Annotated in this window: 22 protein-coding genes; 12 read left to right on the top strand and 10 right to left on the bottom strand. The window is 68.5% G+C overall.

Going from position 1 to position 22,928, the window contains the following annotated elements; all coding sequences use genetic code 11:
* Window positions 1-86 precede the first annotated feature (86 nt).
* Window positions 87-1,289, top strand: coding sequence for an amidohydrolase family protein (locus ACFWNN_RS12910; protein ID WP_382440067.1), 1,203 nt, complete (start codon window positions 87-89; stop codon window positions 1,287-1,289).
* On the opposite strand, the gene ACFWNN_RS12905 is transcribed toward ACFWNN_RS12910, so the two are convergent.
* Window positions 1,286-2,290, bottom strand: coding sequence for a TerC family protein (locus ACFWNN_RS12905; RefSeq protein WP_382440066.1), 1,005 nt, complete (start codon window positions 2,288-2,290; stop codon window positions 1,286-1,288). The genes ACFWNN_RS12910 and ACFWNN_RS12905 overlap by 4 nt on opposite strands.
* Window positions 2,291-2,639: 349 nt before the next feature.
* Here ACFWNN_RS12905 and ACFWNN_RS12900 point away from each other — a divergent pair, with 349 nt between their 5' ends.
* Genes ACFWNN_RS12900 through ACFWNN_RS12890 form a run of 3 tightly spaced genes read left to right on the top strand, consistent with a single transcriptional unit; the run spans window position 2,640 to window position 6,638 of the window.
* Window positions 2,640-5,486: an alpha/beta fold hydrolase gene (locus ACFWNN_RS12900; RefSeq protein ID WP_382440065.1), complete on the top strand. Its 2,847-nt coding sequence runs from the start codon at window positions 2,640-2,642 to the stop codon at window positions 5,484-5,486.
* Entirely contained in the window at window positions 5,479-5,715 is a 237-nt protein-coding gene (locus ACFWNN_RS12895) for a hypothetical protein (protein WP_382440064.1), read from the top strand. The genes ACFWNN_RS12900 and ACFWNN_RS12895 overlap by 8 nt, the downstream gene beginning before the upstream one ends.
* Window positions 5,712-6,638: an ABC transporter permease gene (locus tag ACFWNN_RS12890; protein ID WP_382440063.1), complete on the top strand. Its 927-nt coding sequence runs from the start codon at window positions 5,712-5,714 to the stop codon at window positions 6,636-6,638. Before ACFWNN_RS12895 ends, ACFWNN_RS12890 begins: the two co-directional genes overlap by 4 nt.
* A gap of 3 nt (window positions 6,639-6,641) precedes the next feature.
* On the opposite strand, the gene ACFWNN_RS12885 is transcribed toward ACFWNN_RS12890, so the two are convergent.
* Window positions 6,642-7,034: a VOC family protein gene (locus ACFWNN_RS12885; RefSeq protein ID WP_382440062.1), complete on the bottom strand. Its 393-nt coding sequence runs from the start codon at window positions 7,032-7,034 to the stop codon at window positions 6,642-6,644.
* A gap of 56 nt (window positions 7,035-7,090) precedes the next feature.
* On the opposite strand from ACFWNN_RS12885, the gene ACFWNN_RS12880 reads away from it, so the two are divergent.
* Window positions 7,091-7,471 (top strand): VOC family protein, encoded by a 381-nt coding sequence (locus tag ACFWNN_RS12880; RefSeq protein WP_382440061.1) that lies wholly within the window; start codon window positions 7,091-7,093, stop codon window positions 7,469-7,471.
* On the opposite strand, the gene ACFWNN_RS12875 is transcribed toward ACFWNN_RS12880, so the two are convergent.
* From ACFWNN_RS12875 to ACFWNN_RS12860, 4 genes are all read right to left on the bottom strand, one after another.
* The gene (locus tag ACFWNN_RS12875; RefSeq protein WP_382440060.1) at window positions 7,468-7,812 is read right to left on the bottom strand and encodes an MmcQ/YjbR family DNA-binding protein; all 345 of its coding nucleotides are present in this window, start codon (window positions 7,810-7,812) and stop codon (window positions 7,468-7,470) included. The two genes, ACFWNN_RS12880 and ACFWNN_RS12875, sit on opposite strands and share 4 nt — an antisense overlap.
* Window positions 7,813-7,820: 8 nt before the next feature.
* Complete coding sequence (locus tag ACFWNN_RS12870; protein ID WP_382440059.1) at window positions 7,821-8,225, bottom strand: MarR family winged helix-turn-helix transcriptional regulator; 405 nt, start codon at window positions 8,223-8,225, stop codon at window positions 7,821-7,823.
* 1,031 nt (window positions 8,226-9,256) lie between these two features.
* The gene (uvrB, locus tag ACFWNN_RS12865) at window positions 9,257-11,419 is read right to left on the bottom strand and encodes an excinuclease ABC subunit UvrB (protein WP_382440058.1); all 2,163 of its coding nucleotides are present in this window, start codon (window positions 11,417-11,419) and stop codon (window positions 9,257-9,259) included.
* Between the two features lie 67 nt (window positions 11,420-11,486).
* Complete coding sequence (locus ACFWNN_RS12860; protein ID WP_382440057.1) at window positions 11,487-12,590, bottom strand: DUF5685 family protein; 1,104 nt, start codon at window positions 12,588-12,590, stop codon at window positions 11,487-11,489.
* Window positions 12,591-12,640: 50 nt separating this feature from the next.
* On the opposite strand from ACFWNN_RS12860, the gene ACFWNN_RS12855 reads away from it, so the two are divergent.
* Together ACFWNN_RS12855 and ACFWNN_RS12850 are read left to right on the top strand one after the other, a co-directional pair.
* On the top strand, window positions 12,641-13,150 hold the full coding sequence (locus ACFWNN_RS12855; RefSeq protein WP_382440056.1) for a DUF402 domain-containing protein: 510 nt from the start codon (window positions 12,641-12,643) through the stop codon (window positions 13,148-13,150).
* Window positions 13,151-13,238: 88 nt separating this feature from the next.
* The gene (locus ACFWNN_RS12850) at window positions 13,239-13,757 is read left to right on the top strand and encodes a DUF402 domain-containing protein (RefSeq protein ID WP_382440055.1); all 519 of its coding nucleotides are present in this window, start codon (window positions 13,239-13,241) and stop codon (window positions 13,755-13,757) included.
* Here the strand turns inward: ACFWNN_RS12850 and coaE are convergent.
* The 3 genes from coaE to rpsA form a co-directional block, all read right to left on the bottom strand.
* Window positions 13,733-14,884, bottom strand: coding sequence for a dephospho-CoA kinase (coaE, locus tag ACFWNN_RS12845; protein ID WP_382440054.1), 1,152 nt, complete (start codon window positions 14,882-14,884; stop codon window positions 13,733-13,735). The genes ACFWNN_RS12850 and coaE overlap by 25 nt on opposite strands.
* A 57-nt stretch (window positions 14,885-14,941) precedes the next feature.
* A complete protein-coding gene (locus ACFWNN_RS12840; RefSeq protein WP_382440053.1) occupies window positions 14,942-15,559 on the bottom strand; it encodes a hypothetical protein in 618 nt (205 codons plus the stop codon).
* Window positions 15,560-15,747: 188 nt separating this feature from the next.
* The gene (rpsA, locus tag ACFWNN_RS12835) at window positions 15,748-17,238 is read right to left on the bottom strand and encodes a 30S ribosomal protein S1 (RefSeq protein WP_382440052.1); all 1,491 of its coding nucleotides are present in this window, start codon (window positions 17,236-17,238) and stop codon (window positions 15,748-15,750) included.
* A 179-nt stretch (window positions 17,239-17,417) separates the two neighbouring features.
* Here rpsA and ACFWNN_RS12830 point away from each other — a divergent pair, with 179 nt between their 5' ends.
* The 5 genes from ACFWNN_RS12830 to ACFWNN_RS12810 all read left to right on the top strand — a co-directional run bounded on the left by ACFWNN_RS12830 (window position 17,418) and on the right by ACFWNN_RS12810 (window position 22,335).
* Complete coding sequence (locus ACFWNN_RS12830) at window positions 17,418-18,251, top strand: class I SAM-dependent methyltransferase (protein WP_382440051.1); 834 nt, start codon at window positions 17,418-17,420, stop codon at window positions 18,249-18,251.
* An 11-nt stretch (window positions 18,252-18,262) separates the two neighbouring features.
* On the top strand, window positions 18,263-19,183 hold the full coding sequence (locus tag ACFWNN_RS12825; protein WP_382440050.1) for a GNAT family N-acetyltransferase: 921 nt from the start codon (window positions 18,263-18,265) through the stop codon (window positions 19,181-19,183).
* 79 nt (window positions 19,184-19,262) lie between these two features.
* Window positions 19,263-19,892, top strand: coding sequence for an ATP-binding cassette domain-containing protein (locus tag ACFWNN_RS12820; protein ID WP_382440049.1), 630 nt, complete (start codon window positions 19,263-19,265; stop codon window positions 19,890-19,892).
* Window positions 19,889-21,763: a YhgE/Pip family protein gene (locus ACFWNN_RS12815; RefSeq protein WP_382440048.1), complete on the top strand. Its 1,875-nt coding sequence runs from the start codon at window positions 19,889-19,891 to the stop codon at window positions 21,761-21,763. The genes ACFWNN_RS12820 and ACFWNN_RS12815 overlap by 4 nt, the downstream gene beginning before the upstream one ends.
* Entirely contained in the window at window positions 21,760-22,335 is a 576-nt protein-coding gene (locus ACFWNN_RS12810; RefSeq protein ID WP_191302665.1) for a TetR/AcrR family transcriptional regulator, read from the top strand. Before ACFWNN_RS12815 ends, ACFWNN_RS12810 begins: the two co-directional genes overlap by 4 nt.
* On the opposite strand, the gene ACFWNN_RS12805 is transcribed toward ACFWNN_RS12810, so the two are convergent.
* Window positions 22,298-22,912 (bottom strand): DUF4328 domain-containing protein, encoded by a 615-nt coding sequence (locus tag ACFWNN_RS12805; protein WP_382440047.1) that lies wholly within the window; start codon window positions 22,910-22,912, stop codon window positions 22,298-22,300. The genes ACFWNN_RS12810 and ACFWNN_RS12805 overlap by 38 nt on opposite strands.
* Window positions 22,913-22,928 lie beyond the last annotated feature (16 nt).

Here is a 22,928-nt window from a genome sequence, read left to right as displayed (position 1 = left end):
GTGGACGCTAACAGAACTTGTTAGCAAAGCTCAGAGTTGTTTGTTGACCGATCACAAAAATTGACTCGCCGCATAGATTCCCGCGTATGACGCGCATCGTGTTCTCTGGGGGCAGGGTCTTCACCGGCCGGGGGTTCGAGCCCGGCGACGTCGTCGTCGAGGGCGACCGCATCGTCGACGTCGGCGTGGGTCTCGACGGCGACACCAAGGTCGACGCGACCGGCCACTCGATCCTGCCGGGGCTGTTCGACTGCCACGTGCACTTCATGTTCAGCGGCGCCGATCTGGTGCGGTCGCTGAACACGCCGTTCTCGCTGCCGTTCTACGAGGCGATCGGCAACATGAAGGCGACGCTGCAGTGCGGCATCACGACCGTGCGCGACGCGCTCGGCGCCGACCTCGGTGTCGCCGAGGCGGTGCGGCGCGGGCTGATCCAGGGGCCGCGCATGCAGATCGCGGTCAACATGGTGTCGCAGACCGGCGGCCACAACGACGACTGGATGCAGTGCGGCGCCCACATCTCACCGCCGCTGCACCCCGGCCTGCCCAACTCCGTCGCGGACGGCCCGGAGGAGCTGCGCAAGGTCATCCGCACGCTGGTCCGGCACGGCGCGGACATCATCAAGATCGCGTCCAGCGGCGGCGTGATGTCCCCGCGCAGCAACCCGCGGCACGCGCACTTCCGCGACGAGGAGATCGCGATGATCGTGCAGGAGGCCAACGCCGCCGGCATCGCGGTCATGTCGCACGCCATGAGCGGCGACGGCATCCTCACGGCCGTGCGCAACGGCGTGCGGTCCATCGAGCACGGCGTCTTCCTCACCGACGAGGGCGTCGAGGAGATGATCAAGAACGGCACGTGGCTCGTGCCGACGCTGATGGCGCCGCGCATGGTGATCGACCAGGCCAACGCGGGAGTGGCGATCTCCGACGTCATCATGAACAAGGCGAAAGCCGTGGTGGCGCAACACTTCCAGGCGTTCCAGAAGGCGCACCAGGCCGGCGTGAAGATCGCGATGGGCACGGACTCCGGCGTCGGCCCGCACGGCGACAACCTGACCGAGCTCACGCTCATGGTCGAGTACGGCATGACCCCGGCGGAGGCGCTCTACGCGAGCACCCAGTCCGCCGCCGACCTGATGCGCCTCGGAAACGACCTCGGCGAGCTCGCCAGTGGCAAGCTCGCCGATCTCGTGCTCGTGGAGGGCGACGCCGAGCAGCACGTGAAGGCCGGAACGCTCAGGCAGGCCGTCCGCGCCGTCTACCAGAACGGCGTCGCGATCAGTTAGTGGTTGGCGTCCGCCCCGATGTGCTTCGCGGCCTCGGGGTGGCGCTTCACCTTCCACAGGCTGGCGATCGTCGTGATCGCCAGCACGCCGATGATCACCGACAGCGAGACCTCGATGCCGATGGTCGGCACGTGGAAGGGCTCGCCGCCGTTGAGGAACGACAGGCTGTTGGTGTGCAGGGCTTCCAGGATCAGCTTGACGCCGATGAAGCCGAGGATGACCGACAGGCCGATCGACAGGTAGACGAGCTTCGCGAGCAGGCCGCCGAGCAGGAAGTACAGCTGGCGCAGGCCCATCAGCGCGAACGCGTTGGCCGTGAACACCAGGAACGGCTCCTTGGTGAGGCCGAAGATCGCGGGGATCGAGTCGAGCGCGAAGAGCAGGTCGGTGGAGCCGATCGCGACCATCACGATGAACATCGGGGTCACGAAGCGCTTGCCGTCGATCTTGATGAACGACTTGGAGTCGTGGAAGTCGTCGGTCACCGGGAAGACCTTGCGCACCATGCGGAGCATCAGGTTCTCCTTGTACTCCTCTTCCTCGTCGTGGTTCTCCCGCGCCAGCTGCCAGCCGGTGTAGATGAGGAACGCGCCGAAGATGAAGAAGACCCAGCTGAACTGCGCGATGAGCGCCGCGCCGGCCGCGATGAAGATGCCGCGCATGATGAGCGCGAGCACGATGCCGACCAGCAGCACCTTGTGCTGGTGGATCGCGGGCACCTTGAACGTCGTCATGATGATCAAGAAGATGAACAGGTTGTCGACGCTCAGCGAGTACTCGGTGATGTACCCCGCGAAGAACTCCGTCGCGTACTGACCACCGGAGAAGTACCAGATGCCGAGACCGAAGAGGGCGGCCACCGCCACGTAGAAGACCACCCAGCGGGCGGCCTCGCCGATCGTCACCTCATGGGGCTTTCGATCAACGATCACGAGGTCGACAGCGAGAAGGACGAGCAGACCACCGATCGTCGCGAGCCACAACCATGCGGGGACGTTCACAACGCATACCTCCGGGATTCTCAGCGCACGCCAAATTCACCCGGAGGTCTCCTCCGCCGCCGAGATGATCTCTCGAACGACCGACGGCACCGGGACCTCGACGCTGAGATCCGTACTGACGACACCGCCGCTTAGGGAGTACTCCCCTCCATGCTGCGTCAACATGATGCTCCATGAACGGCGCTTAGCGCCACTCAGGGTGAGCAGACCCACGCAACCAGGCGCAACGGGAATAAGGGCTGCGACGTCCGTGCGCGTACCTGAAGCAGTGCTGAAGATCCACTCATCCTGAGAGCAGCACGCGATCCCGACAGGCGGTTCTCAGCAAAACTCGCATATCGTCATCGACGTGTCCCGCCTCTCCCGCCTTCGCGGCAGGTGGACGATCCCCGCATTGATCGTGGTACTCGCCGTCGTCGCAGGCGGCGTGTACTTCACTCGATCCGGAGACGACCCCGTAGCCGTTTCCTTCAAAGAAGCGAACATCGACGCACCTGAGAGCCCTGACAGCGCTCAGACGGTGACGATCGAGACACGCCTCTACCTCCCCCAGCAGACGCCCGCGCCCGCGATCATGCTCGCGCACGGCTTCGGCGGCAGTCTGCGCAGCGTGCACACGCAGGCCGAGGAGTTCGCCCGGCGCGGCTTCGTCGTGCTGACGTGGTCCGCGCGCGGTTTCGGCCGCAGCACGGGCCAGATCGCGCTGAACTCGATCGACCGCGAGGTCCGCGACGCGCAGAAGCTCCTCGACTTCCTCGGCACACGCGACGAGGTGCAGAAGGACAGCGGCGGTGACCCGCGCGTGGGTGTGACAGGCGCGTCGTACGGCGGTGCGTTGTCGCTGCTGCTCGCGGGTGTCGACAAGCGCGTCGACACGCTTGTGCCGGTCATCACCTACAACGACCTCGCGCAGTCGTTGCTGCCCAACTCCGCGCTCGCGACCCCGCGGGCGGACGCGACCCCGTCCGCCACGGCGTTCGGTGAGGACGGCGTCTTCAAGCGGTCGTGGGCGGGCATCTTCTTCTCGGCGGGCATGACGTCGATCGACCTGTCGTCGCCGACCGGTGAAGCGCCCGAGCAGGGCCAGCGGGAGTCGAACAACCAGCAGGCGACCGTCCCGCAGCAGCAGCCCGGTGGCAACTCGGGTGGCCAGGGTCAGCAGCCGCCGACGCCGTCGCTCGGCGCGTGCGGCCGCTTCACCCCCGAGGTGTGCACCGCGTACACCGAGGTCGCCACGACCGGCCGTGCGTCCCAGCAGACGCTCGACCTGCTGCGCAAGTCGTCGCCCGTCGCGGTGACGGACCAGATCAAGCAGCCGACGATGCTGGTGCAGGGCGAGCAGGACACCCTGTTCGGTCTCGACCAGTCCGACGCGACCGCGCGCCAGATCGCCGCGGCCGGCGGCCCGGTGAAGATGGTCTGGTACGCGGGCGGTCACGACGGCGGCAACCCCGGCACCGCGCTGCGCGGCCAGATCGCCGACTGGATGGACTTCCACCTGCGCGGCAAGGGGACCGACCCCGGCACGGGCTTCGAGTACACGGTGCAGGGCGCGTTCCGCTCGTCCGGCCAGCCGTCGCTGCGCACGGTCGTCGCGCCGGCGTACCCCGGTCTCGCCTCCGGTTCGCCGACCGAGCGCAAGACGCTGAAGCTGACCGGCCGCGAGCAGGTCGTGGTGAACCCGGCCGGCGGCAACCCGGCCTCGATCAGCAACCTGCCGGGCCTCGGTTCGGCGCTGTCGCGGTCGTCGGCGATCTCGTCGCGGCTGTCGCTCGACATGCCGGGCCAGGCCGCCGTGTTCAACTCCGAGGAACTGACCTCGCAGGTGCTGCTGACGGGGTCGTCGACGGTGCGGCTGAAGATCGCCCGCGGTGACCAGACCTCCGGCGAGGCGATCCTGTTCGCGAAGCTCTACGACGTCTCCGGGGACGGCACCCGCACGCTGCCGGGTTCGATCGTGGCGCCGTTCCGCGTGGCGCTGCCGCCGGACGGTTCGGCGGCCGAGGTGACCGTGACGCTGCCGGGCGCCGTGCGTCCGGTGGAGGCCGAGCACAAGCTGGCGCTGGTCGTCTCGACGACGGACCAGGCGTTCGCGAACGCCGAGCAGCCCGCCGCGTACCGCATCTCGCTGGCCTCCGACGAGATCTCGGTGCCGGTCGTGCCCGGCCGCAACGTGTCCGAGGGTTTCCCGATGGAAGCCCTGTGGGGCATCGTGGTCGCGCTCCTCGTGCTGATCGGCTCGGGCATCATCGCGATGTTCCGCCGCCGCATGGCGCAGGACTCGGACCCGGACCTCGCGGGCGTGCCGCTGGTCATCTCGAACCTCACGAAGGCCTACCCCGGCGGGGTGAAGGCCGTGACGGACCTGTCGTTCCGCGTCGAGCACGGCATGGTGCTCGGTCTGCTCGGCCCGAACGGCGCCGGCAAGACCACGACGCTGCGCATGGTGATGGGTCTGATCCACCCGTCCGAGGGCAGCATCCGGGTCTTCGGTCACAAGATCACGCCGGGTGCCCCGGTGCTGTCGCGCATCGGGTCGTTCGTCGAGGGTTCGGGCTTCCTGCCGCACCTCTCCGGTGCCGCGAACCTGCGCCTGTACTGGGCGGCGACGGGTCGTCCGGTGGAGGAGGCGCACTTCGACGAGGCGCTGGAGATCGCGGGCCTGGGCAAGGCGGTGCACCGCCGGGTACGCACGTACAGCCAGGGCATGCGGCAGCGGCTCGCGATCGCGCAGGCGATGCTGGGTCTGCCGGACCTGCTGATCCTGGACGAGCCGGCCAACGGTCTCGACCCGCCCCAGATCCACCAGATGCGCGAGGTGCTGCGCCGGTACGCCGCGGCGGGCCGCACGGTCGTCGTGTCGTCGCACCTGCTGGCCGAGGTGGAGCAGACCTGTTCGCACGTGGTCGTGATGCACAAGGGCCAGCTCGTCGCCGCGGGCGAGGTGTCCGACATCGCGGCGGGAGGCGGCGAGGCGACGTTCCGCGTCGACTCCCCTTCGAAGGCGGCCGATGTCCTGCGGGGCCTCGAAGGCGTGCACGACGTGCACGAGGACGAGGGTGCCGTGCACGCGTCGATGAACGGCGTCCCGCGCGCCGCCGCACTCACCGCCCTGGTGGCGGCGGGGATCGCGGTGGACCAGGCGGGCCCGCGACGCAGGCTGGAAGACGCGTTCTTGGAGCTGGTCGGTGAATGACTTCCTGATGGCGGCGGCCTCCGCCACCGCCGAGACCCACGCCGAGGCAGAGGTCCCCTCGTCGAGCGAGCGCACGTTGCTGGCCGGCGAAGGGGGACCCCTTGACTCAATTATCCCAGGCGACACCGACGATTTCGGGCCCGCCGAGGCCGCACCACTGGTGCGAACGGTCCTCACAGCCAACCCGAACCGCACGAAGGCTCCGGCCCAGAAGGAGGTGACGACGTGACCGAGAACGGCGTCCACACCGACCCAGGCGCGCTCACCGACCTCACCGACGCCGCCGCCAAGCAGCACACCGAGGTGGCCCCGGACGGCTCGTCCGCCGGCTACAAGGCGCGCCGCACGCTCCGCATCTACGTGGAGCTGCAACGCCAGATCCGCCGCCGCCGCACCCAGCTCGTGCTGGGCTTCCTGGTGCTGCTGCCGTTCATCCTCGTGGTGAGCTTCGAGATCGGGCAGTCCGACCCGAACCGCCGCTCCGGCGGCTTCGTGGACCTCGCGACCGCCAGCGGCATCAACTTCGTGGTGCTCACGCTGTTCGTGAGCAGCAGCTTCCTGCTGCCGATGATCGTGGCGCTGTTCTTCGGCGACACGATCGCGTCCGAAGCGTCGTGGTCGAGCCTCAAGTACCTGCTCGCCGCTCCGATCCCGAGGCACCGCCTGCTGCGCCAGAAGGCGATCAGCAGCGGCATCCTCAGCGTCTTCGCCCTCGCCCTGCTGCCCGCGGTCGCCCTGGCCGCCGGCGTGGCCTGGTACGGCACGGGCGAGGTGGTGAGCCCCACCGGCGAGGCCGCCCCGTTCGGCGACGGCGTGCTCGCCATGGCGTTCGCGGTCGTCTACATCTCGATCAACCTGTTCTGGGTGGCGGGCCTCGCGATGTTCCTGTCCGTGTCCACCGACGCACCGCTCGGCGCGGTCGGCGGCACGGTGCTCGTCTCGATCGTGTCGCAGATCCTCGACCAGATCGAGCCGCTCGGGGACCTGCGCAACTACCTGCCGACGCACTACGCGATGGCGTGGGCGGACCTGCTCTCGACCGACATCGACTGGTCGCAGATGGCCCGCGGCACGTTCTCCGCCCTCGCCTACGGCGGCATCTTCACGCTGCTCGCGGCACGGGTCTTCAAGACGAAGGACATCACCAGCTAGTCGTCACTGCACGCAGAACTCGTTGCCCTCGGGGTCGAGCATCACCACCCAATGTCCCTTGGCGTCGTTGAACTCCTGGACCTTGGTGGCCCCGAGGCCGACGAGCCGGTCAACCGCCTCCAGCCCGGCGTTCACGTCGAGGTGGAGGCGGTTTTTCGCTGTCTTGCCCTCCGGCACTCGCTGGAAGAAGAACCGCGGCCCGGCCCCCTCGGGATCGATGATCGCCGAGTAGTCGTTGACCGACTCGAACGGGATGTCGTTCTTGACGGCGAAGTCCTCCCACGAGTCGAACCCGGGAGGCGGTGGCTGCACCACGTAGCCGAGCGCCTCCGCCCAGAAAGCAGCGAGCTTCCCGGGGTCCGCCGCGTCCATCGTGACCTGGATTCCGATTGCCATGACAGCACGGTAAGACCGAATGCGGACAACCACTGTCCGGAGTAGCCTGCCGTCTCATGTCACGTCCAGTGCACTTCGAGATCCACGCCGCAGATCCCGAGCGGGCGCGGAACTTCTACACCTCGGTCTTCGGCTGGAAGATCGAACAGTGGGGCGACATCCCCTACTGGACCATCGTCACCGGCGACGAGGAACAGCCGGGCGTCAACGGCGGCCTGCTCCCCCGCCGCGGCCCGGACCCGGCGCCGGACGCACCCGTTCACGGCTACGTCATGACGATCAGCGTGGTCGACATCGACGCCACCATCGCCGCGATCGAGGTCAACGGCGGCACAGTGGCCCTGCCCAAGGACAAGATGCCGGGCGTGGGCGTGCTCGCGTACTACAAGGACACCGAGCAGAACATCTTCGGCATCCTCCAGCCAGAAGACAGCTAGGGCCGTTTGCTCTTGGGCAGCCGCGCGACGACGGCCTCGTAGGAACCGTCCACGAGCTCCAGCAGGTCGTCGTCGGGCACAGCCCCCTTGAGCGCCACGGTGTTCCACCCGTACCGCCCGACGTACCCGCTGATGGTCACGTCCCCGGGAAAGCGCTCGCGCCACACGGCAGCGGCCTCGGCGTCAACGCCGCACTTGAGCCCGACCGTGTGCACGTCGAGCCCGATGAAGGCGAACGCCTTCCCGCCGACCTTGCACACCAACTCGGCCTCACCCCACGGATACGTCTCCTCGGCGCCAGGCTTGGCCGCGCAGTAGACGATCAACTCATCCAGTGTCACAGCAACGATTATCGCCCACCGAACACGGCCACGAAGCGAGTGAACAACCGAGCGAACGCCACCCGCTCCTCCTCACTCCAGTCCGCCATCGCCACCGCACAAGCACTCTGCCGAGCCCGATGCAGCTCAGCGGACGTGGCACGCCCCCGCGCCGTCCGCACGAGCAACACCCGCCGCCCATCGGCCTTGTCCGCCACCCGCGACACCAACCCTGCCTCGACAGCACTGGTGACGAGCTTGCTGGCCCGAGGCTGATCGACGTGCAACGCCAGCGCCACACTGGAAACGGTGGCCTGAGCCCCGGCCCGCTCAGCGGCCTCGACAACATCAAGCACGTCGAACGCCGGAACAGCCAACTCCGCCAAGGCCCGACGAGACTGACTGCGCCGCACGGCGATCAACGCCTGCTCCACCGCAGCGAGGTGGGAATCCACATCCACCCCGAGATCATGGCCGCAATGAGCCCTGACGAAAGCAGTCCGCGCACATCTCACCCCAGAGGGCGATTTACGGCGGCGGCGCAAATCGTTATGAGGCGCCAAGATTACGCACCGCATCCACCGATCTAACCCACCGCACCCGAGCACCGCACCACCCGCTTCCCGGCGCGGGCCGGACGTTTCGAAACACCCGGGCCGGTTTCCTCCACAGTGGACGCACAAGATCACGTGGGGCGACGGCCCGGGCCAAAGCGCAAAGACGGAATCGACCGTGCGGCGATGGCCGAGGAGTGGTGGCCGAACGCGGGCGAGGATGGCGTGAGGGGTGGGGGCGACGGTGACTGGGGCGAGAGGGATGGAGAAGAGCGGTGGGAGGACGAGAGAGAAGGCACGACGGGGCGAGAGCGGGGACGGCGTGAGGGGCGGTGGCGTGACGGCAAAACGGGAGTGGTGCGCGAGCGAAGGCGGGGCGAGGCGTGGCAAAGAGCGGGGCGGGGCCCAGAGAGGGGGTGGTGTGGAGCGGGGGTGGGGCGAGGCGGGGCCGGGGGTGGAGCGGGGCGAGGGTGCGGGTGCGGGTGCGGGTGCGGGTGCGGGTGCGGCGAGGGTACGAGCGAGGGTGAAGCGAAGGCGGGGGCGAGGCGACGTAAGGCGGACTGGGGTTGTGGCCGGGATCGTGCCCAGGCCGCTGTGGGCAGGCAGCGGCCCGCCACAGGCAACACAGCAGAACCGCGAAGCCGAAGGCGAGCCCGAACCTCCCGCGCTCATCACGGCAACCGGTAATGACGTGACGTGCCCACCCAACGTGCCCACGCTGCAAAGAGATTGGGGCTTGACTTTGGGTGCGAGGTGCTAGCTTCGAGAGCTCGGCCGGGCGCTTTTCAGCCCGGCCTTTCCGGCCGACCAGCACCTCGCAAGGGCCCCGAAGTCAAGCCCCAATCTCTATCGTCGCGCAGCGGCGATGACTGGACCACGCTCGTCAAAGTCTTTGCACCCCAACGCAACCGTCACTTGACGCCGGCCGCGTCCATCCCTCGCAACTCCTTCTTCAGATCCTGGATCTCATCCCTCAACCGAGCGGCGAGCTCGAACTGAAGGTCCCGCGCGGCGTTCATCATCTGATCGGTCAACGACTGCACCAGATCAGCCAGCTCCGACCGGGCCATCCCGGCCCGCTCGTGCGAAGCGACAACCCCAGAAGACCGGCCGCCCTCGCCCGTGGCCCGCTTGCCCCGCGACGCGTTGCGGCCGGAGCCGCCGACGGGGACCTCGTCCTCCGCCTCGGAGTAGACGGCCTCGAGGATGTCGGTGATCTTCTTGCGGAGCGGCTGCGGGTCGATGCCGCGCTCGGCGTTGTAGGCCTGTTGCTTGGCGCGGCGGCGGTTGGTCTCTTCGATGGCGTGCCGCATCGAGTCGGTGATCTTGTCGGCGTACATGTGGACTTCGCCGGAGACGTTGCGGGCCGCGCGGCCGATCGTCTGGACCAGGGAGGTGCCGGAGCGGAGGAAGCCTTCCTTGTCCGCGTCGAGGATCGCCACCAGGGAGACCTCCGGGAGGTCGAGGCCCTCGCGGAGAAGGTTGATGCCGATCAGGACGTCGAACTCGCCCAGCCTCAGCTGGCGCAGCAACTCGACCCGGCGGAGCGTGTCGACCTCGGAGTGGAGGTAGCGGACCCGGATGCCCAGTTCGAGCAGGTAGTCGGTGAGGTCCTCGGCCATCTTCTTGGTCAGGGTGGTGACCAGGACTCGTTCGTCGCGCTCGGCGCGCTCGCGGATGGAGTGCACCAGGTCGTCGATCTGGCCCTCGGTCGGCTTCACGACCACCTCGGGGTCGATCAGGCCCGTGGGGCGGATGACCTGCTCCACGAACTCGCCGCCCGCCTGGCCCATCTCGTACGGGCCCGGGGTGGCCGAGAGGTAGACGACCTGGCCGATGCGGTCGGCGAACTCCTCCCACGTCAGCGGGCGGTTGTCGAGCGCGGACGGGAGGCGGAAGCCGTGTTCGACGAGGTTGCGCTTGCGGGAGGCGTCGCCCTCGTACATGCCGCCGATCTGCGGGACGGTCACGTGCGACTCGTCGATGACCATCAGGAAGTCGTCGGGGAAGTAGTCGAGCAGGGTCGCCGGGGCGGTGCCGGCGCCGCGGCCGTCGATGTGGCGCGAGTAGTTCTCGATGCCGTTGCAGAAGCCGACCTGCTTCATCATCTCCAGGTCGTACTGGGTGCGCATGCGCAGGCGCTGCGCCTCCAGGAGCTTGCCCTGGCGTTCCATCTGGGCGAGCGTCGTCTCCAGCTCGGCCTCGATGTCGCGGATCGCGCGCTCCATGCGCTCCGGGCCCGCCACGTAGTGCGTGGCCGGGAAGATGCGCAGGTCCTTGACCTCCTTCACCACGTCACCGGTCAGCGGGTGCAGGTAGTAGAGCTTGTCGATCTCGTCGCCGAAGAACTCGACGCGGACGGCCAGCTCCTCGTACGACGGGATGATCTCCACCGTGTCGCCGCGCACGCGGAACGAGCCGCGGGTGAACGACATGTCGTTGCGGGTGTACTGCACGTCGACCAGCAGGCGCAGGAACGCGTCCCGGTCGACCTCCACGCCCGTCTCCAGCGGGATCGAGCGGTCGAGGTACGACTGGGGCGTGCCGAGGCCGTAGATGCACGAGACCGAGGCGACCACGATGACGTCGCGGCGGGTCAGCAGCGACATCGTGGCGGAGTGGCGCAGCCGCTCGACGTCCTCGTTGATCGAGGAGTCCTTCTCGATGTACGTGTCCGTCTGCGGGATGTACGCCTCGGGCTGGTAGTAGTCGTAGTAGCTGACGAAGTACTCCACCGCGTTCTGCGGGAAGAGCTCCTTCAGCTCGTTCGCCAGCTGCGCCGCCAGCGTCTTGTTCGGCGCCATCACCAGCGTCGGGCGTTGCAGCTTCTCGACCAGCCACGCCGTCGTCGCCGACTTGCCGGTACCGGTGGCGCCGAGCAGCACGACGTCGCGCTCGCCGGAGCGCACCCGTCGTTCGAGGTCGGCGATGGCCGCGGGCTGGTCACCCGCGGGCTGGTACTCGCTGACCACGCGGAACTGCCCGTCGGTGCGGACGATGTCGCCGACGGGACGGTGTTCGGAGTGCGCCTTGACGGTGCTTTCCTCTGGCGGGAGCTCGGTTGCGAAAGCCACGGGAAGCACGTTACGCCGGGGGTCTGACAATTTCCGATTGACGCTGGTCAGAGCCCCCGAAAGCCCCTCAGTCGCAGGGGCAGCAGTTGCAGTCGCAGTCGCAGTTCGGGCCGCAGTCGCCGCCGTCGCACCCGTCCCGCCGCTTGTCGCTCCACGGCCCGGGGAACGGGTCGCGGCAGCAGAACTGACAGGTCCCGCACATGTAGAGGAACGCCCCGCAGCCCTCGAAGCACCCGCGCGGCTGGCGCTGCCGGTTCAGCCTCGGGTAGGCCCACAGGCCGCTGCCGGGATCGGACCACCGGCGCTTGTCCGGCGGGTACTGGTGGCGCGGCCGCTTGCCGAACACGCGCACCACCGACTCCTCCAGCTCGTGCACCAGCAACTTGTGCACGAGCCGCCCGTCGGTGAACTCCACGTCCTTCAACGCCAGCCGGATCCCCGCCACGGCGTCCAGGCACAGCCGGTGCGCCTCCTCGACGGACGTCCCCGTGGCCACCAACGGGTTCCACGCGCCGGAAGCAAGATCCTCTTCCAGGTCCTCCGCGGCGTCGATCAGGTGCGCCACCCGCCCGAACAGCCGTCCGACCTCGCGCAACGGCTCCACGTTGCCCGGCCGGCCGGCGAGGATCGCGGTCTGCCCCACGGCGAACGCGGTCGCGGTCTCCGTCGGTTCGGTGACCACGAGCACCGAGCTGCCGAGCCCCGCCGCGGCCTCCACCTCCGGCTGCCGGCGCACCGCGTCCACCATCACCGACGCGTCGAACCCGAGGTCGGAAGCCGTTCCCAGCCCCTTCGAAGCCCACCGCTGCGCCACCGCGCGCCCGGCCCACCCGAGCCGCCCGGCGAGCCCGTCACCGTCGTCCACGTGGTCCTGGATCTTCAACGACGCCAGCACCAGCGACACCGACGCCGCCAGCCGCGCCCCGTCCCCGATGGCCACGTCCGCGGACTTCATGCCCCGCAACGCACACGGCCCCGCCGTCCGTCGCGACACGACGGACTGCGCCTCCACGGCCGCCGAGATCATCAGCCCGTCGTAGTTCGTGACGAGACGCGAGAGGTGACCGTGCTCGTCGCGCAACGACAGGCACATTCCACAGAGGTGCGACAGCCACGCGGACCGCAGCTCAGCGCCCATTCTGTTGCGACAGGGGCGGATGATCCCGAACATGCGCGGCATCCTAAGTGGCCGCGGGGCTCCGCGATGGCAGTATCGCTGACGTGGCACACATCCATCCGCCGAAGATCGAGTACTTCGACCTGGACGCCAAGAGCAACACCGACCCCAAGGGGCAGCTGAGGAGCGTCGACGAGTTCCGGCTCACGCCGACGGGCCTCTACATGTTCCGGCCCCTCGCGGGCCACCCCAAGATCAGCCACTTCGAGAGCTGGTTCCTGCCCAAGCTGAACCTGCGCGTGACGCGGCAGTCCTGGCACCCCGGGCACCGGCTCGACTTCGACTTCTACGTCGACGTCGTGGAGATCAACGCGATCGGAAGTGTCTGGAAAACAACCGATCTGTACCTCGACCTGATAGTCCGAACGGGCCACAGCGTCACTGTTTTGGACACAGACGAGTTGATCTCCGCAGTTCAGCACAATCTGCTGTCGCCGGAACGCGCGCAATGGGCGTTGGAAACCACCTACTCGGCGGTGTCCGGCATTTCAGCGCACGGTCACGATGTGGTCAGGTGGCTCACCTCTTCGGGTTGTCCTACCGCCTGGCGTTGATACACAGAGTGTGGTCGTCATCTGACCGTGACGTAACGAATCGACCCGGCGTGTAACTGCGAGCACTTATTTGACTACGCTCGGCGGCGTGGGAGCGGTCACTACACCTCAGTTGGTCGATGTCGTCGACACCATTTCGGGCGTGCGCGCGTATTCGTCCGGTGGCTCGCGAACACTCAGTTCGTGCAACGTCGAACGGTGGGGTCTGCGAATCGAGCACCCCACCCCGGAAGACCCTTTCTCGGACTCCGAGGTCACCTGGCTGATGCCCGAACTGGGCCTGCGGCTGACCACTTACCGCCCGCGTTCGCGGCACGCCCGCAGCACCCCGAGCGTGCTCTCCGCGGTGCGCGTCGAACGCGACCACCGCCACTGGCAGACGACGGACCTGCTGCTGGGGCTCGCCGTCCCCGGCCGCACGGTGGCCCGCATCGTGCGCAGCGAGGACTTCGCCGCCGCCGTCGCGGGCCGCGTGCTGCGCCCCGGCGACGCCGACCAGGCCCTGCGCACGGTCCACCGCACCCTCGAAGAGCTGAGCAACGTCAACCACAACCTGACGTCGTGGCTGACGTGGCACGGCATCTACGACTCCTGGCCGCCCCTGTAGGCCAGGACCCTCTTGGCGGCCTGCTCCATCCACGGTTCCTTCGCGTCCCCGTACGCGAACCCGGTGGAGTCGGCCGCAAACCGTTGGGACAGCTCCAACTTGAGCTCGGTGTACTCCGCACGGGCTGCCGCGTCGTGCCGCAGCCAGTCGCGGAAGTCCACGACCCACCGCCAGCCCGCCCCGTCCTGGACGCGCACGTGCAGGTTCGCCCGCCGGCCCGGATCCGCGCTCGCGTGCAGGCGCTTGCTCCAGTCGCCGCCCTCGCCGCGCGGCGCGTCCTCCAGTGACCCGAGGTACGGGAAACCGGCCTGCGCCAACGCTTCCCGAAGCTCGTCCGCGGTCTCCATGTCCTCGACGGCGAGCTGGAAGTCGAGCACGTCCTTGGCCGCGAGCCCCGGCACGGACGTGGACCCGATGTGCTCCACGTGCCGTCCGCCGGCGGCGAGGCTGATCCGGCGGGCGATGCGCCGGGCCTGCGCGGGCCAGCGTTCGTCGTAGGGCACGACGATCGGCGACCCCGACGCGTACGTCCGCGTGCGCACGTTCTTCTCGAAGCCCACCAGGCGGTCCCACAGGTTCGTGACGTCCGGGACCTCGCCGCTGTTGTCCAGCCACACGTCGGCGACGGCCCGGCGCTGCTCGTCGGTGGCCTGCGCGGCGATGCGGTTCTGCGCGTCCTGCCGGTCCATGCCGCGGCTGCCGACGAGCCGTTCCAGCCGGGTCTCCTCGTCCGCGTAGACGACGATGACCAGGTGGTACGCGGCCGCGATGTCGCGTTCCACGAGCAACGGGATGTCGTGCACGACGACGGCGTCCTCGGGCGCCTCCGCCATCCGCTGCCCGGTGAGCGCGCCGATCCGGGGATGCGTGATCCCGTTGAGCGTCTGCCGGGCCTCCTCCGTCGCGAACGCCTTGGCCGCCAGCGCCGCCCGGTCGAGCGTGCCGTCGGCGTTCAGCACGTCCTCGCCGAACGCCTTGACGACCTCCTTGAGGCCCTCACTGCCCGGCTCCAGCACTTCCCGCGCGAGCTTGTCCGCGTCGATGACGACGGCGCCGTTCTCGGCGAGCAGCCGCGCGACCGTCGACTTGCCCGACCCGATTCCCCCGGTCAACCCCACCCTCAGCATGCAGGTCAGGTTAGCCGGGCCACGCCGCCCCGTCCGCTGTGGACACGATCACCACCACTAGACCGGCGGCGTCATCGCCTGCTGGGCCAGCACCGGCAGCACCGCGACGAGCTTCTCCTTGGGGATGAAGTTGTTGCGGTTGCGCACGACGAACGTCGACTTGCCGAGCGACCCGACCAGCAGCTGCTCGTCCTTGTTCTCGATCAACGTCCCCTTCTGCTTGCCGACGTCGACCTCGGTGATCTTCGCGCCCTCGCCCCGCTCGGCCTCGACGCTCTCCGCGACGCGCGTGCGCGCCGTCAGGTCGTCGACATAGGTCGACAAGCCGATGACGATCTTGGCGTCCAGCAGCCCCTTCTTCTCGGGAATGCCGTAGTAGCAGTCGACCTTGCCGGTCTTGCCGATCCCGGGTTCCTTGATGCCGATGATGATCCGCGGCTCGCCTTCCAGCTCCTGCCCCAGCGTCGCGTCCATGACTTCGGCGGGCACGACGAGCTCGCAGTCGTCCGGCAGCGCCCGATCCACCATCAACGGCACCCGTGAGGGCGTGGTGGGAGGCGTGATCTTCGGAATCTGCGGCGGCGGCGCCTGGGTCTGCGGCGCAGCGGTGGAGCAGGCCGCGCTGAAGGTCAGCGCCACCGCGCCCAGTGCCACGAAGAACTTGTTCCCACGCATAGGTTTGTCAACCTACACAACGAGGTTGACGCTCCACCACAGAGTGAACGGGTGGAACTGAGTGCACGGCTGGAGAGCACCCGAAGGCCTGAAACGAAGGCCCGCCAACGCGGTTGCGTACCGAACGCGGAAGGCCCCCGCACCGGAGTGCGGGGGCCTTCGAAAGCGGTCTAGCTAGAGCCGGAGGCTCACATGCCGCCCGACAGCTTCTCGCGGAGCGCCGCGAGCTGCTCGTCGGAAGCCAGCGTGCCACCGGACTGCGCCGGCGCACCCACGGACGTGGACGGGGCGTCGCCACCGGAGGTGTAGTTGCCCGCACCCTCGGCCGAAGCCTCTTCCTCGGCCTCGGCGGCCTTGCGGATCTGCTTCATGTGGGCCTCGTAACGAGTGTGCGCCTCGGCGTACTGGCGCTCCCACTCCTCACGCTGCTTGTCGAAGCCCTCGCCCCACTCCTGCGACTCCGGGTCGAAGCCTTCGGGGTAGATGTAGTTGCCCTGGTCGTCGTACTCGGCGGCCATGCCGTACTGGGTCGGGTCGAACTCGGAGTCGACCGTGAAGCCCTCGTTGGCCTGCTTGAGCGACAGCGAGATCCGGCGACGGTCGAGGTCGATGTCGATGACCTTGACCATGACGTCGTCGCCGACCTGCACGACCTGCTCCGGGATCTCGACGTGGCGCTCGGCCAGCTCGGAGATGTGGACCAGGCCCTCGATGCCCTCGTCCACGCGGACGAACGCACCGAACGGAACCAGCTTGGTGACCTTGCCCGGCACGATCTGGCCGATCGCGTGGGTGCGGGCGAACTGGCGCCACGGGTCTTCCTGCGTGGCCTTCAGCGACAGGGAGACGCGCTCGCGCTCCATGTCGACGTCGAGGACCTCGACGGTGACTTCCTGGCCGACCTCGACAACCTCGGACGGGTGGTCGATGTGCTTCCAGGACAGCTCCGAGACGTGGACGAGACCGTCGACGCCACCCAGGTCCACGAAGGCACCGAAGTTGACGATCGAGGACACGACGCCCTTGCGGACCTGGCCCTTCTGCAGCTGGTTGAGGAACTCGCTGCGGACCTCGGACTGGGTCTGCTCGAGCCACGCGCGGCGGGACAGGACCACGTTGTTGCGGTTCTTGTCCAGCTCGATGATCTTGGCCTCGAGCTCACGGCCGACGTACGGCTGGAGGTCGCGGACGCGACGCATCTCGACGAGGGAGGCGGGGAGGAAGCCGCGGAGACCGATGTCGAGGATGAGACCACCCTTGACGACCTCGATGACCGTGCCCTTGACGGGCTCGTCCTTCTCCTTGAGGGCCTCGATGGTGCCCCACGCGCGCTCGTACTGGGCGCGCTTCTTGGAGAGGATCAGACGGCCTTCCTTGTCCTCCTTCTGGAGAACAAGCGCCTCGACCTCGTCACCGACGGAGACAACCTCGTTGGGGTCGACGTCGTGCTTGATCGACAGTTCGCGCGAGGGGATGACGCCCTCGGTCTTGTAGCCGATGTCGAGCAGGACCTCGTCCCGGTCGACCTTGACGATCGTGCCCTCAACGATGTCGCCATCGTTGAAGTACTTGATCGTCTTGTCGATAGCTGCGAGGAAGTCCTCCTCCGTCCCGATGTCGTTGATCGCGACCTGCTTGGGAGCAGCGGCAACGGGGGCGGTGGTGGTGTCGGTGGACATTAGGTAGGTGGCTCCGGTACGGATTGGCATTGATGGCTTGGTAGTGGTGCGCGCGCAGCGTCGCAGCGACCTGGAATCCGGCGGTCTTGGATCATGGGCAGCACTAACCCACTACGCACGCGATATCGTACGCGGCCGCGAGACGCGCAAGCAAACCAGCCCCCATGTGAAGGAGCAGTGTGTCCAACCAGCACGCGAGCGCGGAGCAAGCGCTCGGCACCGCCGGCATCGTCAAGCGCGGGGCGGACGCCGCGGAGTCGCGCGTGGCGAACCGGATCTGGTGGGACGCGGACGCCGACGACTACCACCGGACGCACGGTGACTTCCTCGGCGCGGCCGACTTCGTGTGGTGCCCGGAGGGCGTACGGGAAGAAGACGTCAGGTTCCTCGGCGAAGTCGCTGGTCAGCGCATCCTCGAGGTGGGCTGCGGCAGCGCCCCGTGCGCGCGGTGGCTCAAGGACAACAAGGCCGACGTCACCGCGTTCGACATCTCCGAGGGCATGCTGCGCCACGCGCGCGTGTACAACGCGGAGACCGGCATCGACGTCCCGCTCGTGCAGGCCAGCGCCGACCAGCTGCCGTTCCAGGACGACTCCTTCGACGCCGCGTGCAGCGCGTTCGGCGCCGTCCCGTTCGTCGCGGACGTTCAGGACGTCTTCAGCGAACTGGCCCGCGTGCTCAGGCCCGGCGCGCCCTGGGTGTTCTCGGTGAACCACCCGATGAGGTGGATCTTCCCGGACGACCCCGGCCCGTTGGGGCTCACGGTCACGCAGTCGTACTTCGACCGCACGCCCTATGTAGAGGTGGACGACGACGGCAAGGCCACCTACGTGGAGCACCACCGCACGCTCGGTGACTACGTCAGGGCCCTCACGAACACCGGGTTCGTCGTCGAGGACCTGGTCGAACCGGAGTGGCCGAAGGGGCACACCCGCAACTGGGGCCAGTGGAGCCCGCTGCGCGGCAGGCTCTTCCCCGGCACCGCGATCTTCCGCACGCGCCTGACGTCGTAATCTCACGTGCCATGACCTCGGCACGCGGACTGGTGGCGGCCCAGTCAGCCCGGTTCGCCGCACTGGACCCGTTGCTGCCGCCCGCCACCGAACCGCCGCCCGACGGCCACGTCATCACGGCGGCGCTGGCGGACGGCACGCGCGTGGCCGGGGTCGTCAGCCACCAGCACTTCGAGCCGCACTCGACCACGCGTCTGTGGTCGGCGGCCGAGGTCTGGGAGATACTGCCGCTGGTCGGCACCGCCCAGGGCGTCGACGCCCTGCTCACGCGCTTTCGCCGGCACCTCGACACGCAGGAGATCGGCGACGACACGGCGTGCGTCGTGCACTGGCCGAGCCGCGACACCCAGGCCGCACGGGCGTTCCTCGACCACGGCCTGGTGCCGCTGTCCGTGCTCGCCGTACGCCTGCGCACGCCCGCACAGCACGTCTCGCGCACGCTCACGATCCGCCGCGCCACCCCACACGACCTCGAAACGGTGCTGGAGCTGTCGCTCGCCGAACTGGAGTACTCCTCCTACGTCGGCTCCACGATCGTGCGTCCCAACGCGGCGATCGTGAAGCGCCGCGCCCTCGTCGAACGCCTGAAGAACGCCAGCCCCATCTGGCTCGCCGAACGCGACGGCATCGCGGTCGCCCTGGCCGAGTGCGCGATCGTCTCCTCCGAACCGGGCACCGCCGCGGCGGCGAGGCTCCCGCGCGGCCGCTGGGGCTATGTGAACTGCGTCTCCGTGCTCCCCGGCGCCCGCGGCACGGGCATCGGCCAGCAGCTCCTCGCCTACGCCCACCAGGAGCTTCACCGCATGGGCGCGGTCGGCACGTACCTCTACTACAACCCGCCGAACCCGCTGAGCAGCGTCTTCTGGCCGCGTCAGGGCTACCGGCCGCTGTGGACCGTCTGGGAAGTACGCCCCGCGTCCGCCCTTAGGTGACCTATGTCCGAGTTGCCAGCGGCAGAGGCCTGCGCGAGAATTTGTACTGACCGGTCAGTTTAAAAGGAAGGTAAAGGCCGTGGAGATCCACGCAAGTCGCGCAGGCGTCAACGGGGGCCATGGTCCCCTGCTCCGGCCGACTTCGCTGACCGTGAAGCCCGGCGAGCTCACGCTGGTCGCGGGCGAACCGGGCGGCGGCCACACGGCACTGGCCCTCCTCCTCTCCGGCCGTATGAAGCCCTCGACGGGTGAGGTGTCACCGGACGCGAAGACGCTGCGCAAGCGCGTCGTCCTGGTCGACGCCCCCGAGGTGAACGAACCGGAGGAGTCGCTGACGCTCGCGGCCGTCGTCGGCGAGGAGCTCGCGATGAACCGCATGCCGTCCGGCAAGAAGGCGGTGCACGACTGGTTGGTCGAGCACGCCGCCGACGAGCACGCGGACAAGCGCTTCGAGCACGTCCCGGCGCAGGCCCGGTGCGCGGTGATGCTCGAACTGGCCGCCTCACGCCCCGGCGTCACGGCGCTGATCCTCGACTGCCCCGACCGCTACCACCCGAACCCGCGCGAGTGGTTCGCACTGGCGAGCGACTACGTGACCCCCGAACGGTCCGTCGTCGTCCTGTGCTCGAACTCCTCCGCCCACATCCTCGACATCACGCACGCGCGCCTTGGTGAGGACAACGACACCAAGATGGAGATCACCGCATGAGCGCCCTTCGCATGGCCTTCAACGAACTGCGCCGGATCACCTCCGGCAAGCTCCCCAAGCTCGCCGTCCTGGCGCTGGCGCTGGTGCCGCTGCTGTACGCGTCGCTCTACCTCTACGCCAACAAGGACCCGTACGCGAACCTCAACAACGTCCCCGCCGCGCTCGTCGTGAAGGACAAGGGCGCCAAGGACCTCAACGCCGGCAAGGACGTCGCCGACGAACTGCTCAACGGCAAGAAGTTCAACTGGAAAGTCGTCGACGACGCCGACGAGGGCGTGCGCAAGGGCGAGTTCATCTTCGCGCTGACGCTGCCGGAGGACTTCTCCGAGGCGCTCACGTCCGCCGAGCAGAACAAGCCGCGCCAGGGCGTGCTGACTCTGACCACCAACGACGCCAACAACTACCTCGGCTCCACGATCGCGAACCAGGTCGTGAACGAGGTCCGCAGGGCCGTCACCGCGAAGATCTCCACCGAGGCCGCCGACAAGCTGCTGCTCGGCTTCTCCACGATCCGCCAGGAGACCACCAAGGCCGCCGACGGCGCCAAGAAGCTCGCGGACGGCAACGCGACGCTGCGCGACAAGATCACCGAGCTCGACACCGGCGCCCAGCAGCTCGCCCCCGGCGCGACCCAGCTGAGCAACGGCCTGCACGACCTGCGCGCGCAGGCCGGGCAGCTGCCCGACGCCACGAAGAAGCTCGCCGACGGCGCGCGCCAGGTCGCGACCGGCAACGAGACCGCCGCCACCGAGGCCGAGACGTACGCGAAGAAGGCCCAGGAGCTCGTCGGCGGGCTCGACCAGTTCAACGGCGACCTCGCCACCCGCCTGCGCACCCTCGGCTTCACCGAGGAGCAGGTGCAGCGCGTGCTGACCACGCTCGGCCAGGTCCGCAAGCCCGTCGACGACGCGAACGCCAAGGTCCAGGGCGCGGCCGGGGACCTGCGCAAGCTCGCGACCGGCGCGGACCAGGTCGCCGACGGCGCCGAGCAGCTCTCGGCGAAGATGCCGCCGCTGGTCGCGGGCGTCGCCAAGCTGGACGACGGCGCCACCGCTCTCAACGGCGGGGTGCAGAAGCTGGCGACCGCGACGCCGCAGCTCAAGGACGGTGCCGCGCAGCTCGCGACCGGCGCGTCGGACCTGAGCACCGGCCTGTCCGGCGGCGTCGACAAGATCCCGAACCAGGACGACCCGACCCGTGCCGCGATCGCCCAGGCCATCGGCGACCCGGTGGCGGTGCGCGGCCTGTCCCAGACGAAGGCGGCCACCTACGGCGCGGGCCTCGCCCCGTTCTTCCTGGGCCTCGCGACGTGGATCGGCGCGTTCGTGCTGTTCCTGCTGCTGCGCCCGCTCTCCCGCCGTGCGCTCGCCGCGGGCCAGTCCGCGCTGAGGGTCGCGTTGGGCGGTTGGTTGCCGGGCGCGCTCCTCGGCATCGTGCAGGTGCTCGTGATGTTCACGGTCGTACGGTTCGTGGTCGACATCGAGCCGTCGAACCCCCTCGGCACGTTCGGGTTCCTCGCACTGATGTCACTCACGTTCGTGGCGATCCTGCACGCGCTGAACGCCGCGTTCGGCGCCGTCGGCAAGTTCCTCGGCCTGATCCTGCTGATCCTGCAGCTGGTCAGCGCGGGTGGCACGTTCCCGTGGCAGACGATCCCGGTGCCGCTGTACCCGCTGCACTACGGCCTGCCGATGGGCTACGCGGTCGACGGTCTGCGCCACCTCATGTACGGCGGTGACCTCGGCAGCGTAGGAAAGGACGCGCTGATCCTTCTCGCCTGGCTGGTCGGAGCCCTAGCCTTGACGTCCGTGGCGGCCTACAAGCAGCGCGTGTGGACAGCGTCCAAGCTGAAGCCGGAGCTCGTGCTGTGAGCGCGCGGACGACGGCGACGAAGCAGAAGCTCTTCGACGCGGCGTTGAAGCTGGTCGGCGAACGGGGCGCGGCCTCGGTGACGGTCGACGAGATCGCCGCGGAGGCGGGCGTCGCCAAGGGCACGATCTACTACAACTTCGCGTCGAAGGACGCCCTGGTCGAAGCGCTGCTGCACCACGGCGTGGAGATCCTCGCGGGCCGGCTGCGGTCCGCGGAGGGGTCCGAGGACTCGCTGGAGGCGCTGGTCGACGAGATGCTCGGCTTCTGGGCCGAGTACCCGGCGTTCGGCCAGCTCCTCGTGTCGGAGCTGTGGCGCACGCCGGGCCAGTGGCACGGCACTCTCTCGTTGCTGCGCGACGACATCGTGTCGATCGTGCGCGGTCAGATGAAGCGCCTGTCCGACGCGGGCCGCCTGCCCGAGGGCGTGGAGGTCGGCACCGCGTCGGCGGCGTTGTTCGGCACGCTGCTCGTGATCGCCCTGGACTGGCAGGTGTTCCAGCCGGAGCGGTCGCGGGCGGAGGTGCGCGAGTCGGTCATGCTGCTGGTGCGGGGGATGCGCTCGGCACGCTGACCTGCATCTCGTTGATCTGGCGGAGCACCCGCGCGGCGAGCACAGCGGCCGCGATGGACAGCAGCGCGGAGATCGTCGAGAGCGTGGCGAGCTCGTACGAGTACTGCTGGGGCAGCGTCAGCGACACGTTGGAGATCACGAAGCAGAGCCACCAGCCGGTGATGAGGCCGCTCTTGGGGCGCTGGTCGAGCGCGATCATGCGGTTCGCCCGGTCCGACCCGCGCCAGATGTCCTGCATCACCATCTGAGGGATGAACAGGTTCGCGATCGGGATGAACCAGCCGAAGATCACCCACGGCCTCGTGAAGCGGTGCTGGTGCTTGGACGTGATCTCGTCGGCGTTCTGCCTCGCGTAGTACATCCACACGATGAACGCGGCCGCCGTGACCACCAACGCCACGAGGTCCGCCCACGAGAGGATGAACGAGGTTGCGGCACCGAGCGGTGTGAGCACATCGGCGTCGACCGTAAGCCACAGGAACACCGACCCGAGCACCGAGATCCCCGCCGAGATTCCCATGAGGACGGTCGCCGCGCGTCCGATCCCGTGCACGGGTCTGAGCACTTCAGCGTTCATTCGAGCTACCCCCAGC

Origin of the sequence: Lentzea sp. NPDC058450, from assembly GCF_042721395.1 — a bacterium.
Classification (GTDB): domain Bacteria; phylum Actinomycetota; class Actinomycetes; order Mycobacteriales; family Pseudonocardiaceae; genus Lentzea.
Note: the sequence above shows the minus strand (reverse complement) of the source record. Positions and strands in the feature narration are given on the sequence as shown.